The 20,870-nt window shown below is 57.6% G+C and carries 19 protein-coding genes; 7 read left to right on the plus strand and 12 right to left on the minus strand.

Going from position 1 to position 20,870, the window contains the following annotated elements:
• Positions 1-24: 24 nt before the first annotated feature.
• Both purU and FLT43_RS11425 read right to left on the minus strand, forming a co-directional pair.
• Positions 25-930 (minus strand): formyltetrahydrofolate deformylase, encoded by a 906-nt coding sequence (purU, locus tag FLT43_RS11420; RefSeq protein ID WP_087444789.1) that lies wholly within the window; start codon positions 928-930, stop codon positions 25-27.
• A 107-nt stretch (positions 931-1,037) separates the two neighbouring features.
• Complete coding sequence (locus FLT43_RS11425) at positions 1,038-2,156, minus strand: deoxyribonuclease IV (RefSeq protein WP_087444788.1); 1,119 nt, start codon at positions 2,154-2,156, stop codon at positions 1,038-1,040.
• A gap of 232 nt (positions 2,157-2,388) precedes the next feature.
• On the opposite strand from FLT43_RS11425, the gene FLT43_RS11430 reads away from it, so the two are divergent.
• The 7 genes from FLT43_RS11430 (at position 2,389) to FLT43_RS11460 (ending at position 9,692) form a co-directional block, all read left to right on the plus strand.
• Complete coding sequence (locus FLT43_RS11430; RefSeq protein ID WP_087445405.1) at positions 2,389-2,802, plus strand: DUF2621 domain-containing protein; 414 nt, start codon at positions 2,389-2,391, stop codon at positions 2,800-2,802.
• Between the two features lie 39 nt (positions 2,803-2,841).
• Positions 2,842-3,747: a TIGR01777 family oxidoreductase gene (locus tag FLT43_RS11435; protein ID WP_087444787.1), complete on the plus strand. Its 906-nt coding sequence runs from the start codon at positions 2,842-2,844 to the stop codon at positions 3,745-3,747.
• Positions 3,748-4,045: 298 nt separating this feature from the next.
• Complete coding sequence (locus tag FLT43_RS11440) at positions 4,046-5,758, plus strand: ABC transporter substrate-binding protein (RefSeq protein WP_087444786.1); 1,713 nt, start codon at positions 4,046-4,048, stop codon at positions 5,756-5,758.
• 72 nt (positions 5,759-5,830) lie between these two features.
• Positions 5,831-6,784, plus strand: a complete 954-nt coding sequence (locus tag FLT43_RS11445) for an ABC transporter permease (protein ID WP_087444785.1) — start codon at positions 5,831-5,833, stop codon at positions 6,782-6,784.
• Between the two features lie 16 nt (positions 6,785-6,800).
• On the plus strand, positions 6,801-7,751 hold the full coding sequence (gene opp4C / locus FLT43_RS11450; protein ID WP_373994936.1) for an oligopeptide ABC transporter permease: 951 nt from the start codon (positions 6,801-6,803) through the stop codon (positions 7,749-7,751).
• Positions 7,748-8,746 (plus strand): ABC transporter ATP-binding protein, encoded by a 999-nt coding sequence (locus tag FLT43_RS11455; protein ID WP_087444784.1) that lies wholly within the window; start codon positions 7,748-7,750, stop codon positions 8,744-8,746. Before opp4C ends, FLT43_RS11455 begins: the two co-directional genes overlap by 4 nt.
• Complete coding sequence (locus FLT43_RS11460) at positions 8,727-9,692, plus strand: ABC transporter ATP-binding protein (RefSeq protein ID WP_087444783.1); 966 nt, start codon at positions 8,727-8,729, stop codon at positions 9,690-9,692. Before FLT43_RS11455 ends, FLT43_RS11460 begins: the two co-directional genes overlap by 20 nt.
• Before the next feature lie 361 nt (positions 9,693-10,053).
• Here FLT43_RS11460 and FLT43_RS11465 read toward each other — a convergent pair whose 3' ends face one another.
• From FLT43_RS11465 to FLT43_RS11510, 10 genes are read right to left on the minus strand one after another with little or no spacing between them, the layout of a single operon-like run.
• Positions 10,054-11,913 (minus strand): DUF6382 and FHA domain-containing protein, encoded by a 1,860-nt coding sequence (locus FLT43_RS11465; protein ID WP_244194376.1) that lies wholly within the window; start codon positions 11,911-11,913, stop codon positions 10,054-10,056.
• Positions 11,914-11,937: 24 nt separating this feature from the next.
• Positions 11,938-12,459 carry an A24 family peptidase gene (locus tag FLT43_RS11470; RefSeq protein WP_244194375.1) on the minus strand — a complete coding sequence of 174 codons (522 nt, stop codon included), beginning with the start codon at positions 12,457-12,459 and terminating at the stop codon, positions 11,938-11,940.
• Between the two features lie 50 nt (positions 12,460-12,509).
• Entirely contained in the window at positions 12,510-13,460 is a 951-nt protein-coding gene (locus FLT43_RS11475; RefSeq protein ID WP_244194374.1) for a TadE/TadG family type IV pilus assembly protein, read from the minus strand.
• 40 nt (positions 13,461-13,500) lie between these two features.
• Complete coding sequence (locus FLT43_RS11480; protein WP_087444782.1) at positions 13,501-15,753, minus strand: coiled-coil domain-containing protein; 2,253 nt, start codon at positions 15,751-15,753, stop codon at positions 13,501-13,503.
• A 22-nt stretch (positions 15,754-15,775) separates the two neighbouring features.
• Entirely contained in the window at positions 15,776-16,471 is a 696-nt protein-coding gene (locus FLT43_RS11485; protein WP_087444781.1) for a TadE/TadG family type IV pilus assembly protein, read from the minus strand.
• A gap of 35 nt (positions 16,472-16,506) precedes the next feature.
• On the minus strand, positions 16,507-16,698 hold the full coding sequence (locus FLT43_RS11490; protein ID WP_087444780.1) for a Flp1 family type IVb pilin: 192 nt from the start codon (positions 16,696-16,698) through the stop codon (positions 16,507-16,509).
• Between the two features lie 43 nt (positions 16,699-16,741).
• A complete protein-coding gene (locus FLT43_RS11495; protein WP_244194373.1) occupies positions 16,742-17,620 on the minus strand; it encodes a type II secretion system F family protein in 879 nt (292 codons plus the stop codon).
• A 50-nt stretch (positions 17,621-17,670) separates the two neighbouring features.
• Positions 17,671-18,444: a type II secretion system F family protein gene (locus FLT43_RS11500; RefSeq protein WP_087444779.1), complete on the minus strand. Its 774-nt coding sequence runs from the start codon at positions 18,442-18,444 to the stop codon at positions 17,671-17,673.
• Positions 18,419-19,717: a TadA family conjugal transfer-associated ATPase gene (locus FLT43_RS11505; protein ID WP_244194372.1), complete on the minus strand. Its 1,299-nt coding sequence runs from the start codon at positions 19,715-19,717 to the stop codon at positions 18,419-18,421. The genes FLT43_RS11500 and FLT43_RS11505 overlap by 26 nt, the downstream gene beginning before the upstream one ends.
• A complete protein-coding gene (locus FLT43_RS11510; protein ID WP_244194422.1) occupies positions 19,714-20,856 on the minus strand; it encodes a nucleotide-binding protein in 1,143 nt (380 codons plus the stop codon). The genes FLT43_RS11505 and FLT43_RS11510 overlap by 4 nt, the downstream gene beginning before the upstream one ends.
• Positions 20,857-20,870 lie beyond the last annotated feature (14 nt).

Consider the following 20,870-nt stretch of genomic DNA (forward strand, 5'->3'; position numbering starts at 1 on the left):
TGTTCAAAAAGGCCGGTTTTCACTTTAACTGAAAACGACCGTTTTGTTCTGGTGCACCAAAATCCGGTCTTCAATATGCCAATGGACAGCCCGCGCGAGGACGACGCGCTCGATCGTGCGCCCCATTCGCTTCAGCTCGTTCACGTCGGCGCGATGGGTTACCCTCTCTACGTCCTGCTCGATAATCGGTCCGCCGTCCAGTTCCTCCGTCACATAATGCGCCGTCGCGCCGATCAGCTTCACGCCGCGCACATAGGCCTTCTGATAAGGCTTGCCTCCGATAAAGGCGGGCAGGAAGGAATGGTGGATATTGATAATCCGGTTCGGATACCGTTCGATGAATTCCGGAGCGATGATCTGCATGTAGCGGGCCAATATAATTAGATCGGCCTTCCCATCCACCGCTTCCAATTGGAGCCGTGCCGCTTCCGGCTTATTGTCCGGGGTGACCGGAATATGAACGTACGGAATGCCGAAGGATTCCACGTATTCCCGCATGTCCGGATGATTGCTTACAACCATCGCGATGTCAGCGTCCAGATCGCCAGCCTGCCACTGCCAGAGCAGCTCGACAAGGCAATGATCCTCCTTCGATACAAAAATCGCCAACCGCTTCTTCTGGCTGACCCGCGAAAAGCGCCACTCCATCTTGAAATCTTCCGCGATGAGGCGGAAGTCCTCCTCCATCTGCGGCAACCGCCGATCCAAGCTGGCCATGTCGAACTCGATCCGCATGAAGAACATGCCGCCCTCCGGATCCAATGTATATTGATCCGACTGGACGATATTCGCTTCATGCTCGTACAGGAAGCGCGATACCGCCGCGACGATCCCCGCCCGGTCCGGGCAGGAGATAAGCATGCGCGCGCGGTTCCGGGTGTTCTCGCCGGCCTGCTCGCGGGCGTGAACCATTGTATGCTGATGCTTCATTAGCCTATGTCCTCCACTGCTCCAATATTGGTCTATCTTTCTCTCTGTCCGCAATTCTATATCTGGGCATCCCTATCGGCCATCGCGGCCCGCGGGGCCCGCAAGCGTTATTCTGCAGCTTGTCCCGTATACCATGCGGTAATACGCTGATTGATCTCTTCTTCCGTTCGATCCGGCAGCAGGTCCGCATCGACGATCATATCGTACAGCCGCTCCATCGGCTCGCGCGGATCGGCCTTCTTCGCCTTGGCGTCGTTTTTGAGCACATTCCACGTCTCGAGCACGAAGGCGCGGGAATCGACATCCTGCTTCTCGAAGAAGTGGCGCATCCGCTCGACGTCCGCCCAGAACTCTTCGCCGAAGCGCTCCTTGGCATCGCCGCGCAGGAACGCGATCTCCGCCTCGTACATCGGGCGCTGCTGCTTCGGATCTTTGCCGATCCACGGCGTCTCCAGAATGAACGGTCTCCCGAGCAGCGCTTCATGCTGCACGACATTGCGAATCGCGTCGAAGCCGAGATAGCCCGCCCCGATAGGCGCATGGCGGTCTTTGCCTGCCCCGGTTGGATTTTTGCTATCATTGATATGAACGACAGCGATGCGGCCAAGTCCGACTACGCGGTCGAACTCCTCCAGCACGCCGTCCAGATCGTTGACGATATCATAGCCCGCATCATGGATGTGGCAGGTGTCGAGACAGACAGTCAGGCGGCCGTTATCCTCGACCTTGTCAATAATCGCCGCGATCTCCTCGAAGCTGCGGCCAATCTCGGTGCCCTTGCCCGCCATCGTCTCCAACGCGATGTTCACGTTCGTCTCCTTCGTGTTCCGCAGCACTTCATTCAAGCCCTCCGCAATGCGGTTAATTCCATATTCGGCATCCTTGTCCGTATAGGCGCCCGGATGAAGCACGATATTATTTACGCCGATGCAATCCGTGCGGTGAATCTCATCCTGCAGGAATGATACGGCCAATTCGAACGTCGCGGGCTTGTACGATCCGAGATTGATAATATAAGGCGCATGGACCACGATCTCGTCGATGCCATGCTTGTTCATCAATTCCTTGCCTTCCTCGATGAACAGCTTGTCTATCGGTTTGCGCCGCGTATTTTGAGGCGCTCCGGTATATATCATGAACGAGCTGGAGCCATAGCTTACCGCTTCCTTCGTCGCCGTCAACAGCCCTTTTTCGGAAAAGGATACATGAGAACCAATCTTCAGCATACGCTGTCTCCTCTCAAATCATTTCCCTTATTCTACAAGGAATATCGAAATAAATCTAGGAATGCGGTATAATTTCTATAGCTATCGTTCATGTTCATATAAAGCTGATTTCGGAACGAATCTTAGGAAAAATAAGCGCGCAAAGCGAATAGATTATCATCCGGTGAGGTGAATTGGTGTGCATTCTTTCTTCTATTTACCACTGGCGGCCGGTGCGCCTAACACGTGGTTCATGAATTCTATCGCGTTCTGGACTTTCGTTCTGCTTGGACTCATGGCGATCGGCGGATTTTTCATGTTCCGCAAATTTCTTAAAGTGCTGCCAAAGAGTGACGGGATGTCCAAGCTCGACTGGCAAAATTACTGGGTGGAGCAAAGCCGGGAGCTGTGGACCGAAGATGCGAAGACGTTCCTGGATATGCTGGTCGCCCCGGTTCCGAAGCCGTTCCGCGATATCGCTCGTCATTCCATCGCCGCCAAGATCGGCGAAGTCGCGATTGAGAGCGGTGCCAACGAAGTAACCCGCGATCACTGCATTAAGGGATACATTATGGCGACGCCGAAGCGCGATTACCGCAGCCTCGTCCGCTACCTGGACAAAAACAACATCGACTACAGTCCATACCGGCATCTGTTGAACAAGTAGCCAGCCGTCGCCGGAGCATCCGTTCGAGGGGGGATTGGATTGAAAATCATGATTAGCGGCGGCACCGGACTGATCGGGAAAGCGCTGTACAAAGCATGGCTGGACCAAGGACATGAAGTCATTATTCTGTCGCGTTCCCGCACGAAGCTGCGGGCCAAGCAGACCCATCCGCATGTTCATGTGGTCAGCTGGTCCGAACTGGAGACTCATCCCCCAAGCTGCCGCGACGTGGACGTGGTGGTCAATCTGGCCGGCGAGACGATAAGCCAGCGGTGGACTGTGACAGCGAAGAACCGGATCGTCGCTTCGCGCATTGTGCCTGCCCGCAGACTGGCGGAATGGGCGGAGCAGCAGCCGCGCAAGCTCCCCTTGCTCATCAATGCCTCCGGCAGTTCGGGCTACGGCTCGTCCGAGACGGCGGTCTTCGACGAACAGATCCCGCTTGCGGGACAAGATTTTTTGTCGGATGTCATCCGGCAATGGGAGGCAGCGGCTGACGCGATTCCCGCCGAACGGCGCGTCAAGCTCCGCATCGCCCCCGTGCTCTCCAATGACGGCGGCGTCTTTCCGCTCATGAGATTGCCCTACAAGCTCGGCTTCGGCGGCCGAGTCGGCAGCGGCCGCCAGCCTTTCTCTTGGATTCATATTGACGATATGGTACGTCTGATTGATTATGCCGTGCAGGAACCGTCCCTGTCCGGTCCCGTCAATGCAAGCGCTCCGGATGCGGTGACGAACGATGAATTCGGCCGGAAGCTGGGCGCCGTCTATCGCCGTCCGCACTGGTTCCCCGCTCCCGCTTGGGCGCTCAAGCTGGCGCTCGGCGAGATGTCGATGCTGATACTGGAAGGGCAGCGTGTCTATCCGGCAGCCGCCTTGAACGCCGGCTTCACCTTCCGTTACGGGGAGCTGGATGAAGCATTGCGGGCGCTGCGGGACGAGTAAGCGAAGCCCCTACGTTTTTTGCATTCTTCGCTTTGCTATACAGCGATTCGATCGAATGACGGCCATCTGATTGCTATCGCGATACGGCATACCGAGCTCATGCCACATCATAAACGGTGCCTGTCCTTGAGACAGACGCCGTTTTTTGCGTTCGCAGCTTCTCCGCTTCCTCCTGGACGACAGATTCTTTTACCCAAAATGAAATCAACTTTTAATGTTGACTTATCCGATCGGATTAATTATACTTTGGCTTACATTTCAATGATTTTCCATCTCATCGTTCAGGAGGTTTTCATTCATGGCCAAATTAATCCGCACGCTCGTCCTGCTGTCCCTTATCGGAGGCCTGCTTGCAGGCTGCGGGGCCCAGCCGCCTGCCGCTTCCGGCATGGAGTCTGCCGCCGCCGATCCCGTCAGCACGAGCGTTCAACATTTGGGCACCGATGTGATTCCCGCTTCAGATATCAGCAAGCTGCCGGAAGCGGCCAAGAAGCGCAGCGATACTTTTGTCGCCGGCTTGATCGAGCCAAGCGGCGCGTTCACGCCGCATTTCCACCAGAGCGGCTATGACGGCAATGTCGCATCCGTCCTATTCGCTCCGCTGGTCACGGTTGACAAGACGGGACTCCCTATTCCGCTGCTGGCAGAGAAGTGGGAGATATCTCCTGACCAGCTTACGTATACGTACACGCTGCGCAAAGGCTTGAAGTTCAACGACGGTTCGCCGCTGACTGCAGACGATGTCGCCTTTACGCTCACGATTCTGCACGACAAGTCCTATGACGGGGGCACGGACATTTTCCAGACGCATATCAAAGGCGGGCAGGCTTACAAGAAGGGCAAGGCCGATACGATCGAAGGCATTCGTGTTATCGATCCGTTGACCATTGAGATCACGACTGAGCAAGTGAACGCGACCGCTCTGCTGACCCTTGGCGGCATGGTGCTGTCGAAGGCCTATTATGGCAAAGATTACGTGCCGGGCCATCTCGATTACATTCGCGAGCTTCATGCGAAGCCGGTGGGCGCAGGCCCATACAAGCTTGAGAAGCATCTGCCGGGACAGGAAATCCGGTTTATTGCGAATGAGCATTATTTTGCCGGGAAGCCGCAGGTTGAGCGTTTCATTTACAAGACGACCGAGGGCGACACGTTCCAGTTCCTGGAGACGGGCGAGCAGGACTTCGCTTCCTTCGCGGCGACACAGGATAATCTGGAGAAGCTTCAGCGGCTCGGCTTCGTCAATCTGCAGTTGAATACCTCCAGCGCTTACGGCTATATCGCATTTAACCACGCGAAGCCTTATTTGAAGGATAAAAAGGTTCGCCAAGCACTCATCTATGGACTGGATCGCAAGACGATCGTTGAAGGCGTGTCGCAAGGCTCCGCTCAAGTCGCCAATGTGCCGGTCTCTCCTACCTCCTGGGCTTATACGGAAGAGGGCATCAACCCGTACGACTATGATCCGGACAAAGCGAAGCAGCTGCTGGAGGAAGCCGGCTGGAAAGCCGGGGCTCAAGGCATCCGGGAAAAAGACGGGCAAAAGCTGGTCATCCGCTATCTGTCCTCCAAGAGCAAAAACAGCGACGCCTTCATCGCCATCGCCAAAGAAAATTATGAAGCAATCGGCATCCAATTCGAGCCGGAGCAGTTCGCCGACTTCAACTCGCTGCGGGCCAAGGTCGAGGGCGGAGATTACGATCTCGCCAGCTTCTCGACGCCAATGATCATCGATCCGGCATACGGGGTGTCCGAATTCTCCACGAAGGAGGCCAAAGGCTACTCCAATCCGACCGTCGACAAGCTCATTCAGGAAGGGTTGGGCACGTTGGATACCGAGAAGCGGAAGGAGATTTACAAAAAGCTGTATCAGGAGCTGAACGAGGATCCGCCATACATTTTTTACAGCTATTCGAAGCTGCTCTACGCCTATAACTCCCGGATTCAAGGACTTGACCCGAATCCGTACCGGGGCATCGCCACGAGTCTGCCGTCGATCCGCATCGAATAGAAAAGCATCCCGCCTGATGCCACCGCCGAAGCCGGCGGGCGGATTCATCTTTAGCCAAAGGGGGCGCATCCATTGGGCACGTATTTGCTGAGAAGAACGCTGTATATGCTGCTTACGCTGCTGGGCGCATCCGTCCTTATTTTTGCGCTGTACGCGCTGACGCCGGGCGATTTCGTCGACAACGACATGAATCTGACCCAAGCACGCAAGCTGGCGCTGAAAGAAATGTACGGCCTGAATAAGCCGATTATCGAGCGTTATCTCATCTGGATCGGCAACGTGCTGAAAGGAGATTTCGGTTATTCTCTTCAGCATCAGCAGCCGATCACCACCCTGTTCAGCCAATATATTTGGAACTCTTTCCTGCTCGCGGCCGCTTCTACGTTCCTGACCTGGTTCATCGCCGTCATTATCGGCGTCTTGAGCGCCTATAAGCAATATTCATGGTTCGATCGGATCGTGACAATCAGCATCTTCGCGGCGATGTCCGTACCGGTGTTCTTCATCGGGCTGTTCCTCATCAAGCTGCTGGCGGTCGATGCCAAGCTGCTTCCGCCAGGGGGGATGATTACAACCGGAAGCAATGCGGCCGGGCTGGCCTACATTATGGAAGTTGCGCATCATATGTTCCTGCCCGTCATGGTGATGACGCTGCTTGGGACCGGCGGGCTGACCCGATATTTCCGGACGCATATGCTCGAAGCGATGAAGCAGGACTACGTGCGCACCGCGCGGGCCAAAGGAATGAAGGAGCGGGTGATTCTGTACCGCCATGCGTTGCGGAATGCAATGCTGCCAGCCATTACGCTCATCGGCTTCGAGCTGCCGGGGCTGTTCGGCGGATCGCTGATTTTAGAGAAAATCTTCAACTGGCCGGGAATCGGGCAGTTATATATGCAGTCGTTCACCATGCGGGATTATCCCTTGCTCATGGGCTTCACGATGCTCATCGCGATCCTGACTGTTATCGGGACATTGCTGTCCGACCTGCTGTATCGCGTCGCCGATCCGCGCGTTCGGCTGTAGTAAGGAGGAATCGATCATGACCAATTTATCGATGACAGGGAAATTATCACGCCGGCGTTCCGTCTCTCAGCCAACGGCGAGGCCCTCGCTCTGGAGCCAGTCGCTCCAGCGGCTGCAGCGCAATAAGCTGGCGCTAAGCGGGTTGGCGGTCATTGCTTTCATGTTCGCGGCCTGCTTCATCGGTCCCCTCTTCTCGCCCTATGCGGCAGGCAAAGTGAATCTGGCCGTCATGAATCAGGCGCCCAGCGCGGCGCACTGGCTCGGGACCGATCATTTGGGCCGCGATGTGCTCACCCGCCTGCTGCAGGCCGGACGCATCTCCTTGACGGTCGGGCTGGCCTCCATGGTGCTATCGGTCCTCATCGGCACCGTTCTTGGCGCGATCGCAGGCTATTACCGCGGCATGGTCGATCAGTTGATTATGCGAACCGCGGATCTGCTGATGACCATTCCCGGCCTGCCGCTGCTGTTCATTATCGGCGCCATTCTGTCCGAATGGAAGGTGCCGACCGACTACCGGCTATACATTGTCATGCTAATGCTCAGCCTCGTCGGATGGCCGGGGCTCGCCCGGCTCGTGCGCGGAGAACTGCTCAGCCTGCGGGAACGGGACTTCATGCAGGCGGCGGAGGCGCTCGGACTGAACGACCGCCGTAAGCTGTTCCACCATCTCCTGCCGAATCTGTTCCCTCTGTTGATCGTCGTGGCGACGCTCAGCACGGGCGGAGCGATTCTGAGCGAATCGGTGCTCAGCTACTTCGGCCTCGGCGTTATGCCGCCCACCCCGACATGGGGCAATATGATCGATGCCGCGAATTCGATCATCGATTTCGAGAAGCGGCCTTGGCTCTGGATCCCGCCGGGATTGGCCATCTTCGTCACGGTCATGTCCATCAACATCTTCGGAGACGGCTTGCGGGACGCGCTCGATCCGAAGCAAAAGCGACAAGCGGAGGGTAGCTCATGAATGCACTGCTCGACATCCGGAAGTTAAGCACTTATTTCTATACAGGGGAAGGCATCGTCAAAGCCGTCGATGATGTCAGCCTGCGCATCAAGGAAGGAGAGACGGTCTGCGTCGTCGGGGAATCGGGCTGCGGCAAAAGCGTGACCGCGATGTCGATCATGGGGCTGCTTCCCGAGCCGTCAGGGCGAGTCGTCTCCGGCGAAATCCGCTTCGACGGCCAGGACATCAGGCATTGGAGCAAGGAGCAACTGCGGCGGCTGCGCGGCAACGAGATCGCCATCGTATTCCAGGAGCCGATGTCGGCCATGAATCCGGTGCTGACCATCGGCAAACAGATGACCGAACCGCTGCGGGGGCATCTTCATCTGAAGGAGGCCGCTGCACGGGCCAAGGCGGTTGAGCTGCTCCAACTCGTCGGCATTCCCCGGGCTGAAGCGATCTTGAACGCCTACCCGCATGAGTTAAGCGGAGGAATGCTGCAGCGCGTCATGATCGCGACCGCTTTGGCGTGCGGCCCCCGCCTGCTCATCGCCGACGAACCGACTACAGCCCTCGATGTCACCATTCAGGCGCAAATTCTCGATATTTTGCATCAGGTGAAGGAGGAGATGCAGACGGCGATCCTGCTGATTACGCATGATCTGGGCATCGTGGCCGAGATGGCGGACTATGTCGTCGTCATGTATGCCGGCAAAATCGTGGAGGAGGCCCCGGTCGAGGAGCTGTTCGAGCACCCTCAGCACCCCTACACCAAGGGGCTGCTCCGATCCAAGCCGGTGCTGCATCAGCGGCGAAAGACGCTCTATTCCATACCGGGCCAGGTGCCCAATCCGCTGGAGCTGGGCTCGTCCTGTTACTTCTATGACCGCTGCGATCAGCGGACGGAATCATGCCGGACAGCCCATCCCGAATTGCGCCGCACAGCGCCGGATCATCATGTCGCCTGCTGGCTGTGCGGGGAAAGGGAGGAACACCATGAGCGAAGCATTGATTGAAGTTCACCGCCTGAAAAAATATTATCCCGTTCGCGCAGGCCTGTTCAACCGCACCGTTAACCACGTCAAGGCGGTCGATGATATCAGCTTCTCGATCTACCCGGGCGAAACGTTCGGCCTCGTCGGCGAATCCGGCAGCGGCAAGAGCACGGCCGGGCGGGCTATCCTGCGGCTGACCGACAAGACCGCAGGCGATATCCGGTATCAAGGGACCGACATCCATCAGTTGTCCCGTACGGACATGCGCCGGCTGCGCCCCGAACTGCAGTTCATCTTCCAGGATCCGTACAGTTCGCTGAATCCGCGAATGCGCATCGGCGATGCGATCGGCGAGGCGCTTCTGCAGCACGGGCTGGCCGCCAAGGAAGAGCTCCGGGATCGGGTGGAGGACATCCTATCCGTATGCGGCATGGCGGCCTATCATTATGACCGGTACCCCCATGAATTTTCCGGGGGGCAGCGCCAGAGGATCGGCATCGCCCGAGCTATCATCCTGGAGCCCCGCTTCATTGTCGCTGATGAGCCGGTATCCGCGCTGGATGTGTCCATACAGGCGCAGATTATCAATCTTTTCCGCCAGCTGCAGGAAGAGAGAGGACTGACCTATCTGTTCATCTCGCATGATCTGAGCGTCGTCGAGCATTTATGCTCCCGGATCGGCGTCATGTACTTGGGCTCGCTTGTCGAGCTTGCGCCGCGGGATGAACTGTTCCGCCAACCGCTCCATCCGTATACCCAGGCGCTGCTGTCGGCCATCCCGATCCCCGATCCGAAGCGCAAACGGTCGCGGATCGTGCTTCGCGGCGACATCCCGAGCCCGGTCAATCCCCCCTCCGGCTGCAAATTCCACACCCGCTGCCCGGCCGCCAAGGACATATGCCGTCAGGAGACGCCCCTGTTCCGGGAGGCGGGCAGTCAGCATTATGCCGCATGCCACCTTATCTGAGCAGACAGAGGGAAAGGGGGAGTGCCCCCCTCTTCTGTCCTCCAATTGTGGAATATGAGGAAAAATGTCTTTCAAATGGAGGACACTTTTTTGAGAGAGAGATCTATTCTATTATGGCGCCCCGCTACTATATATGCAGCTATCATTCTCCCCAATCGCTATATATGGACATCCGTCCCTTCAGAACAATATCCCCCTCCTTGTCCGCCTTTGTATAGACAAACTCGCCCTTTATCCACTCTGAGTGAACAAAGAAATCATCTACCCTTCCGTCATAAGCACTATGGCATCAGCCCTTATATTCATTCCTCCATCTGAAAAAGAGAGAATAAAATGTCGTCCCGCATTACCCTGGTCAAGTTCAGCAATGAAACTGAAAAACCGTGCCGGCCACCGAAAAGCGATCCCCGCTCTGTAATGGGTACAGCTTATAGGGAATAATCGGCTCCCCCTCCAGCTCGGTTCCGTTGCGCGATCCGAGATCGCGGATCGCCACTGCGCCATCGTCATCCTGAACCAGCTCACAGTGATGCTTCGATACGCCCGCACTGGCTTCACGCCACTGCACCCCTTGTTCCGAGCGGCCAATCACGAAGGGAAAGGCCAGGGAGATTCGTTCAACAGCGGCACGGCGATCACGGCCTGCAGCATGCGGCTGACCTCCGTGGACGCGATCCACGGCTGCTGCTGCTTCCTTCGGAATACCCATCCCTCCGGCTCCCGCACTTCCGCCCAGCTCTCCCAACCTCTGCAAATAAGGCGCGAAGCGCTCCCCTTCTCGCAAGTCCGTATCGATGCCGGGCCTTTGTCCAAGGACGACCGTCGCTTCGGAGCCGGAACAGTCGAGCAAGGATGTGTGCATAGGGAGCTCAGCGTAGAAGGAATCCATCCGCGACCCATCAGGCATTGAAAGTTGTTCATTGCCCGCTACCTGCGGGAAGTTGTTATATTCCCGTGGCTGGCGATCACAATCCGCGGCTGGACGAACGCCCTGCGCCCCAGCCAGGGGAACGGCATCCGCTCCTGCCAGGCGAACACCATGCCTCCCAGCCGGGTGAACGGCATCTGCCGCAGCTGGTTCGCCCTCTGCCTGGAGCTCCAGCTTCATCCATTCCGGCCGCAGCAGCTCATCCCCGGAGTGCTGCCCAGGGAATGAAACTTCCGGTCCTTCCGCCGCAGATGAAGCGTCGCTCTCCCGGCGGGCGAGCATTCCCGGAATGCGGGGCAACATTCCTGATATCCAGGCGGCCCCCAATGCAACGGCTCCCACGCTGATGCCAACCGAGATAAGCAGCGTATTCAGGCCTGGATTGTCCATATAGATATATCTCCAGGCCAGCGCAGCCGTCACGATGGCGGCGCCTCCGGCCGCATAATAGCTCTTACCGGAAGGTATTCCCCTGGTATCCGGAACGGTATCCTCGTCCTCTCCCCGAATCGTCTCGGCTCCTTCCTGGACCGGGACGCCCGCCGCAGACGGGAAAGGTCCGGAAGCAGCCGGTTCATGAAGGGATCCGGATCGTTCATTATCGTCCCCCGGCCACCTCGAGCAACCGATGCCTGCATCCGGCGGAGACATGCTTGCCATCCCCTCGGGAAGCCGTTGGCTGACCGGGCGTTCTGCTTCCATCCCGCTTGTTCCGGCAATGAGGGATTGCAGCAGCTTCCGTACCTCGGCGAGGGAATTGTCCTCCTGGGACAAGCATTGAACCAGCCGCTGGAATCCGTCTCCATTCCACTGGGTAACATGGGTGGAGAGCAGAATGCCCAGCCTGCGCAGACCGTCCATGCCCGCCCGCGGCTGCAGCGGTTCCAACAACGGCAGGTAGGCGACATGCAATCCTCCGTCGACGGCTTGTTCGTCGACAAACACGCATTCCTCATGCAGAAGCACATGATCCGGATGTAGCATGTAGGCCCGGCAATTCTCCAAAATGCGAACCAATTGCAGCATCCACTCAAAATATTGACTTGAAGTCATTCGCATGCTTCTTAGAGCCTGCTTGAGCATTCGTTTGCCGCTGATATCATACACAAAAGAAAGCTCCAGATCGAGTTCCCGGATATCTAGGCGAAGGAAATGCGGCACCCGGTTATAGGTCAGCATCTTGGCTTGATGCGGATCCAGCGCTTCGGATGGAACGGGATTATCGCGGGTCAGCATCATGCCCATTCTTTCTTCCAGAATAAATTGAACCCGGTAACCGTAAATGAGGTTCACGCTCCTTCCTGTTCGAATGGGTCATCACCCGGGGGAGAGCACGGTCAGGTAAGCCGTAAGCGCTCCCGGCAGTACGGCCCACATGAAAGGAAAGGTTGCTTGCCTCCCGGCTTCCGCCTGAACGGGAGCTAAGGAGCGAAGCAGCCAACTGCTCGCCAGCACAGGCCACCAGCCGCGAAGTCTCCCGCTGCGGCCGCATAGCATAATGCATGCCGCGATGAGCCCGCCATACAAAATTGAAAAGATAACGATTTGCCAAGTCAAATAGACTCCCGTCAGTGCGCCAATGGCTGCAAACAGCTTCACGTCCCCGCCCCCGACGGCCTTCATGATGTACAGGAGCAGCATGATTCCGAACCCGCATCCCGCTCCGAGACCGCTAAAAGCAAGCCCCTGCCATCCATTCGCGGCACCGTGAATGATGAACCCGGCGGCAGCGGCAAGCATCGTCAGCCGATTCGGTATTTTATGCGTGCGCACATCGGCAGCAAACGCGGCGAGCAGCAGCACCCCGCATGTCCATATCGCACCATCCATCGTGTTCATCGCTTTCTCCCTTCTATCATCCGCTTCAGTCCGCTTCTAGCCGCAACGCGTTATTTTACCTCAAAAGCCCGTTCAGCGCTTCGCCCGTCCTCCGTCTTCACGGCCAGCCGCCATGTTCCTGTGGTCGTATTGCCCGAGACATGCCATTCCCACGTAACGAGGCCATCCGCATCGGCGGTTGCCCAGCCGACATGCTTCGCCTGGCTCTTGCCGCTCTTGTAGAAGACGACCAGCTCCACCCGCTCATTCGGCTCCGCCTTGGCGATCAGCCGGGCTTTTCTGCCGGGAAGAAGCGGCTCGGGCGTCAGCTCCACCAAGGCCGGCGCCGGCTTGCTCGACGAATTGGTGCCCGAATCAGACGGGGCCGGCCCGTCTCCGACCCAGACTCGCTCAACGGCTCGCGCGGACAACGTCAGCGTCGTGTTCAGGAACGGAACGCGCATCGGTAAATCATAAGCGACCTCGATCGCGAAGTAAGGATCGATCTTCTTATCCAGATCCGGGAGCTTCATATGCGTGACCCGAAGCCGCTCCTCTCTCAGCACGCCCTGAACGCCATACCGGACAAGCATTGGCTTGACCACCGTCTCGGCGAGGCGAGCCTGGCCCCATTCCCCTGCCGCCTCCGCCTGCCGGGCAGCCCACTCCGTGCCGTCCTGCACCCATTCGCTGACAGGCTTCGGCAGCGCGCTCCCGAAGGATCGACCGAATTCCTGCACCGTCATCTTCATTCTCTGGGCCGGAGGCAGCCACTTGCCCGGCTCCCCCGAACGATCTCCATCCGCACTAACGGACTGGACGGCCAGCAGACTGACAGGATACAAATGGGCGGATACCTGCTTCACGGCATTCATGGCAGCTGACTGCAGAGACGTCGCGATGACGGCGGCCTGAATCATGAACACGAAGAACATGAATACGAGCAGCACCATCGGCAGCAGCAAAGCCGCTTCAACCGTAATGCTTCCGCGCCAGTCACCGAACAGGCTGCGGTACGGCATCGGGCGCGCCCGCCGTAGAGATGCCGGAGCAAGTCTGCCTTTAATAGGAGAACACGGAACGCTTGACCCCGTAATACCGCCCATTCTCGATCTCACCGCCCCATAGCCCGGCATGGCCCAGCAGCTTCATCAATCCCGGCAGGAACCACAGCGGCGTGCTGAGACGGACTTCCGTCTCGCCATATGTCCCCCTTGCACCCGGATCGATTCCGGTATTATAGTGGATCAGCGCCAGCATCCGCTTCAGCATTCCTTCCCGGCTTCCATGAGCCAGCATGAACAGGCGAAGGTGATCGGCATAGTTCAGCTTCACCACCGGCAAATAACGGGAGATCGGAATCTCGTTCTTCGCAACGAGCAGCAGCATATCCTGCATCGCTTGCTGAATGCCGTAGAGAATCGCTGACGCCAGGATAAGCAGCGGATGTCCGAGCTTGCCGAATTCCACGAAGCCTTCCATCGTGCGAATGGCGAGACGCATCGTAAAAATCTCTCCATAGGCGGCCGCAATGTTGCCGACCGGATTGTGAAAACCGTATAGAATATACTCCAGCTCCTGGTTGGCTATGCCCAGCGACTTCACGACCTCCTCTCCCGGATTCCCTGAATCCAGCAATGATTTCAATTGCCGCGGGTCGTAGGAGGTGAAGTATATATAGGCATACTCGTTCCGGTACAGATGATCGCGCAGCGATACTAACCCGTCCGCCGCTTGATCATACAGCGTGGTAACGGAATCCATGGAATGCTTGCTCTCCTCGACGGCATCCTCGCCGGCCGCTCGTTCCGCAGGCGCCTCGGTTGACGATTGATTATGCGCATCAATGGCTTCCATCTTGCTGCGGACATCCTCGAAAGCAGCTTGGTGCTCCTGCAATTTGCTTTTCAGTTCAGACAGTGAAGAGAGCAAGTTTTTCGCTTTGTCCAATTCCTTGTCCGCTTCCTTCTCTATCCGCTTGCGCTCCTTGTCCTTGCCTTGGTGATTGATCATGGCGGCCTCTCTCCGTTCGATATAGCTGCCGGGCGGCCGGATGAACTCGGAAGCATACGTTTGGTAAGCCTCCATCAGCTCTCTCCCCTTATCCTTCAGTGTGTAAGCAGAGGTGGAGTAAGCGGATATGCCTTCCGCCAAGCGTTGGAAGACGGAGGCGGCTTTATCGGTCTTAGACATGACCGCTTGCTGGCGATTCATCTCTCCGCTCCATTCCTCGAAGAAAGAATCAGGCATAACCAATTGCTCCGCGGAAGCATTGATTTCTTTGATGGCATCTTCAACCTGCTGGTTATTCTCCATCGTCCCCCCATCCGGAATATCCGATCGGCCTACGTTATCATAGCCGGCATAGTCTGGGCTGGAGCGCACCTCTTCGATAACCCGCTTCATCTCTTCGTTGAAATCCTTGGCTTCCTTCAGATGCGATTCGGCATCGCGAAGCCAGCGGTCATGATTCCCATTATGCAGGGAGACCGTCCGCTGCAATCTCCATGCATGCTCGCGCGAATCCTTCTCGTAACGATCCGTATCGTCCCGATGTTGCAGCTCCTCGTCCTCTCCCCTGCGGTCATCTTCACGCTTCTTCTCCGCATAATCAGCATATTGGGCTGCAATATCTGCCGCCGATCGAATCGAGCCGAGGGGACGATCCTCCATCATATCGTTTCTATGGGCTGCGATTCCCTTGTCCAGCCCAGAGCGGTTCAACTCGTCGCGGGATTTTTTCTGAAGCTTCAAGACAGCCAACAGCTGCTTGTCCCTCCGATCAACCAGCTTCTGCAGCTTCGCCAGCAGTTCTGTCGCCTGGGCCGCTTCCTTAAGCGCCCCCGACATCGGCTTCAGCTTGCCGGACAGCTCGAACACAAATTGCACCGGCGCTTTATATTTCATATCCTCCACTATCTGGCGTTCCATCTCGTCATAGTCCGCAAGCGGGCGGGTGACCGATGTCGAGTGACTGTCCAACAGCAGAGGAACCCAAGGGAATACGCCTGTCGATCGCAGTTGATTGTGATCCTGCATCACATAATCCAGGATCTGCGCCGGATCGGTGGCTCCGTATGCGAATAATTGGTATCTCTCCTGCAGCGCCGGCTCATAAGCGGACATGACCGAGCGGATGCCTGTCCGGGCCAACGCCTCGATTCGCCACTCAGCCGCCGCGATACGGGCATAATCAATGAACACCGATGTGAATAAGAACATGGCGGCCACAATAAATACCAGCAATATTGACACCGATCCGTCCTTTGCCTTACAAATCCGCTCTGCCCATCGGTTCAGCCGATTGCGATTCACAGGAAGCACTCCCCTCTGCTTGTCATGACGGTCCCGCAGTCTGTCCCGCCGCTTTCTTCAATATGTCTTCCGCTTCCCCCGTCGGAACGCCTTGCCCTTTCCATTCCTTCAGCTTCGCTGCCATGTAGCGCGCGAACTCCACCGCACGAATAAACTCTGCCGGCTCCACGACGGCCGTTACGGCCTGCCCCTCATTCGAGATCTCCCTTCCCGACATGTTCCGGAACATCACCTGATATAGGGGCTTGTCCAGAGCTGCGGTAATTCTTCGATCCAGCAGGCCGTTCTCGTAACTCATCTTCCCGTGAAAGGCCTCAGGCACCAGTCTGGCGGCCCGCATCAGCTTCCGTTCGGGAAGTGACTCGCCGGCAGTGACGGCAGGCAGCTGCACCATATAGTTCTCTCCGCCGAAGCCTCCCCCGAACACCTTATCCAAAAGCCGATCGTCGAGCAGGCGCCAGTACATTCCGTCATGCCGTCCTTTGTCATAAGCGCCGGTCACCGCCTCCTTGTGGCTGTTATCCCAGAAGGCCGCCGCCCGTTCCGCGGCCAGCGCTGCGGCATGCGAGCTTATCACCGTCTGATAGATGAGCATGGCGAAGAACAGGATCGCCAGCGTACAGTAGAAGATGACGGGAAATATCAGCGAAGCTTCCACGATCATCGAGCCTTCCTCCTCCTGAACGGAACGCAGCCAGCGGCGCAGCTTCGTATTCAAGCCAGCTCCTCCTTTGCAAAACAATGCACACAGAACTACTTTTCTTTAAAAATTTTATCTGTCTCTTTTGTTGCCCTTGAGATCAAATTTTCCAGGAACGTGCTAATCTGTTCTCTAAATACAAGCGCCAACACAACGATCACCGCGATAATAATGACTATCTCCACCATGCCAAGCCCATCTTCCTCTTTCCATAGCCGTTTGAAAAAGAGCAAGCTTCTGTCCATATCCGCTTCCTTCTTTCTGATTCATTTTCGTTGCTTCATCCCCTTACTTCATCATGAGCAGAGCGGGAGCGCCCACGACGGCCAAGATGACCAGGAACATCAGCATCATCGGGAAGACGAGCTTCGTCGACGCCTCCTCCCCTCTCCGGCGGGCCACCGCCTTGCGCTTCTCCCACAGCTGCCGGCCGACATCCTGCATCGCCAACACGAACGTATCTCCGCCCCGGCGCTGATTGATCAGCACTGCCGTGACGAACATCGATACCTCCTGCAATGAGCATCGCTTCGCGAACTGCTCCATCGCCTGGGCGAACGAGTAGCCGTTATGCACATCCTTCTGCATTCTGGCAAGCTCGGCGTAGAGCGGGTGGCACCATTCCTCCCGCTTGCGCTCGATGCAGATGGCCAGCGCCTTCTGTACCGTCTCGCCCGCCTGCACAAGCAAGGTCAGCTTACTGATCAGCTCCGGCAGCTCCAGCTGGAGATCCTGCTTCTTCCTCTCAGCCCGGTGCAGCGTATCCTTCACCTTCGCCAGCGGCAGAACGACGGCAACCAGCAGGCCGCCAACCAGATTCGTCACGCTGCCGTCCGTCAGCGCCGGAAGCAGCAATGACCCGCAGATTCCCGCGTACAGGTATAACGCCAGCTCAGCCAGCAGCACCCGGTACATCGTATGGCTGTGCGCAGGGCCATGGATTTGCATGAGCGCTTGGCGAACCGGGGAGAGAGCCGGAATCGTATCGAGAGCGGGCTGAACCCTCTCCAGCCAACGAAGCGGCGCCGCCAGCCAGCGGAACGTCTTCGTCCGGGGGTTCAATCCGGCCAGCAGCGTCCCGTAGTGCCGCTGATTGCTATGATTCACCAGCAGGAACACGAGCAGGAGAACGGCGGAGCCGGAAGCCCACATCCACGGCGGCATCATCGGTTCCCAACACCTCATTTCCAAAAAAATGATACAACTGGCGTCCAAGGCTAAACACGGATATCCATCAGCTTGTGAATCAACCACGCACCAAGCAGCAAGAGCAACAGCGCCACCGTTGCGATAACGCGGCCAACTCCTTCATACAGTGCTGCCATGAAATCCGGGGAAGCCAGATTAAGAAAGGCCAAAAACAGAAATGGAGCCGCCATCATCACTTTCATCTCCAGCCGCTTCTGAGCGACGAGAACGTCAATCTCCTGCTTAATATCCATCTTCTCGCCAATGACGGAAGACGTTCTGCGCACGACCTCGATCAAATCACCCCCCGTCCGTTTGCAAGTGACCAGCACATCGGCAAAATTCGAAATATCCTCCTGTGCCGCCCGGCGGCTCAAATCTATGACCGCCTGTTCAATTGGCTCTCCATTCTCCAGCCGCATCGCAATAATTCGCAGCTCCCGCTCCATCTCCACCTCGGTTCCCGGGTAGAGCAGCTTCAGATCGGCTATCGCTTCGCGGAACGCGTTCTCCATGGAACGCCCGGCTGAGAGCGATGATGATAAGGAATAGAGAGCTTGCTTGAATTGCTGCGCGAGCCGGGCCCGCTTGCGCGCGAGCAGCGTGTGCCGGCGAATGCGGGTATAGCGCAGTCCGGCGGCAGCAAGCAGGAGCATCCCCAACCAGTGATGATAGAACAAGTACCCGACAGCGGCCATGACAGCGGCTCCGGCACTCAGGGCCGCCGCCTTCTCCCTGCGGCTCAGCATATACTCGCTGTATTGCGGCAGCCGCCTGTCAGCCGCCTCGGGCTGCTTCCCCATCGGCATGCACCTCCTTGTCCTCCGGCAGCCGCAGTCCTGCCATCGCCAGCTTATGCCTGTCCCGAAGCATATGCTGCGCGGCCAGGCGACCGGCCACTTGGCCTTCTTCTGTACCGGATTCCTCGAACCGGAACAGCGGCCCGAGGAGCACCTCCCCGTCCTGCAGGCCGATAATCTCTGAAATCTCCATCACCTTGCGCGCTCCGTTGCGAAGACGGGCCAAATGCACGATGATATCGATGGCTGAGGCTATCTGCCGCCGAATGACCTCGACGGGAAGATTCGCGCCGCTCAGCACCATCGTCTCCAGACGGCTGATCATATCCGCGGGCCCGTTGCTGTGGCCGGTGGACAAGGAGCCGTCATGCCCTGTGTTCATCGCCTGGAGCATATCCAGCGCCTCCGCCCCCCGGACTTCCCCGACGATGATGCGGTCAGGCCGCATCCGCAGCGAGGCCCGGATCAGATCCCGAATCGTGACGGCTCCCTTTCCCTCCGTATTGGCATTGCGCGTCTCCAGTGACACCAGATTCGGAACAGTGCGAATCTGAAGCTCGGCCGCATCCTCGATCGTAATGACCCGTTCCTGGGGAGGAATGTACTGCGACAATGCATTGAGAAATGTCGTCTTGCCCGAGCCGGTCCCCCCGCTGATGAAAATATTGAACTTGGCTGCGACCAGCGTCTGCAGGAGCACCGCGGCCTGCTCGCTCAGCGCGCCCACACGGATAAGATCGCCCATCTTCATCGGCTCTGCCGGGAATTTGCGAATCGTAACCGTCGGGCCCTTCAGGGCGATCGGCGGCAGAACCACATGCACCCGTGAGCCGTCCGGCAGCCGGGCATCCACGATCGGGGATGATTCGTTGACGACCCGGTTCACCTGGGACACGACGGCCTGGATAACATCCTCCAGCTTCTCCTCATCCTCAAAGCCGATCTCCAGCCGCTCGATCCGCCCCTTCCGCTCAATGAAGCATTCCTGATGGCTGTTGATCATAATCTCCGTAATGTCCGGATCGTCGACCAGCGGCTGAAGGGCGTCCAGGCCGCGGAACGAATAATAGACCCGCTTGACGATCTGCTCCAAGGCTTCCGCCGTGAACAGCCCTGCCTGGGAGCTGGAGAATAATGTCTGCTCAATCCGCGCCATGAGCGCTTCGTCTGGAATGGGGTCTCCCCATTCCAGGCTGTCCCGAACGCGCTGCCGGGTCCAGGCATACGCTTCCTCCATCGCTTCCGGAACGGAAGTAACTGCTGTGCTATCCTTCATGAGACCTCATATCCGGACGCCAGCCTGTGCAGAAGCTGCCGATCGGCCCACTCTGCGACGGCAGATTGATAGATGGCGGACTGCAGCCACTGATCGATGCGGTGCATCTGCTTCCAGCTCGGAATATACGGCAAATATCCGGTAATGGGCGCATCGCGGTACATCCAGCGGTTCGCCATCATGCCCATATATCGGTTCACGAGCAGGGCAAGTCTGCGAATCCGATTGCGGACCGCCGCATCGCCGGAGCGTTCCCATTGCCGGAACAGAAGCTCCGTCTTATGCAAATGCGGCAAATCATCCTGCAGCAGCCAGACGATTCGATCCGCCTCTTCCCACAAGGCAGCGAATGCCGGTTGGTTGAACCCTCCCTCCGCAATAATGAGGTCGTGCCGGCCGCTCTGACGAAGAAGCCGAAGCAGCTTCCGCATGAGCAGCCCATCAATGCCCTCCCATTCCTTGATCCAATCGGCCGGGGCGAAAATATCCGCGCCTTCGAGATCAGGAACACCTAGAAGATACGATTCCAGCGGCAGAGACTCTCCCGCCTGATCCTTGCGCAGGTAGTACAGAAGCTGCGCCAACGGAGCGATCGCCGCCGGCTCTGGACGAGCATCCAGAAGCGCATACTCCTGCACCGGGTCAACATTCAGCAGCAGGACGCGCTTCCCCTTCGCTGCAGCATGGCGGGCGAGATGAAGGGCTGCCGCCGTCTTGCCTGCACCGCCTCCCAGCGAGCTGATGCCGAGCAGCATGCAGGAGTGACTCTCCATCCCGAAGGCAGCGCCTTCGTATTCCGTCCTGCAGCGCTCGATCAAGGATTGGAACAGCTGCGGTAAGGGCTGATACGGAATCTCTACCGCGTGGGCCAACGGAAATGCATCGATCCGCCCCTCCGCTGATAATACCGTAATCAGGATTCCATCCATCTCCTCCTCGCTCATCTCCTGCAGCACTTCAGGGTCGGCCACCACCATATGGATGCCCGGCTTCAATCCCAGGTAACGGCGCAGCGTGTCCGCCTGCGTGAACATCCGGAGGTGAAGCTGTTCCGCATAATCGGACTGCCTCCAATATTCCGTCCATGCATCCAGCACTCGCTTCTGCGTATGGGCAACGACAATATTCCAAGCCTTCATCACTCTTCCTCTCT

Origin of the sequence: Paenibacillus thiaminolyticus, from assembly GCF_007066085.1 — a bacterium.
GTDB classification, from domain to species: Bacteria; Bacillota; Bacilli; order Paenibacillales; family Paenibacillaceae; genus Paenibacillus_B; species Paenibacillus_B thiaminolyticus.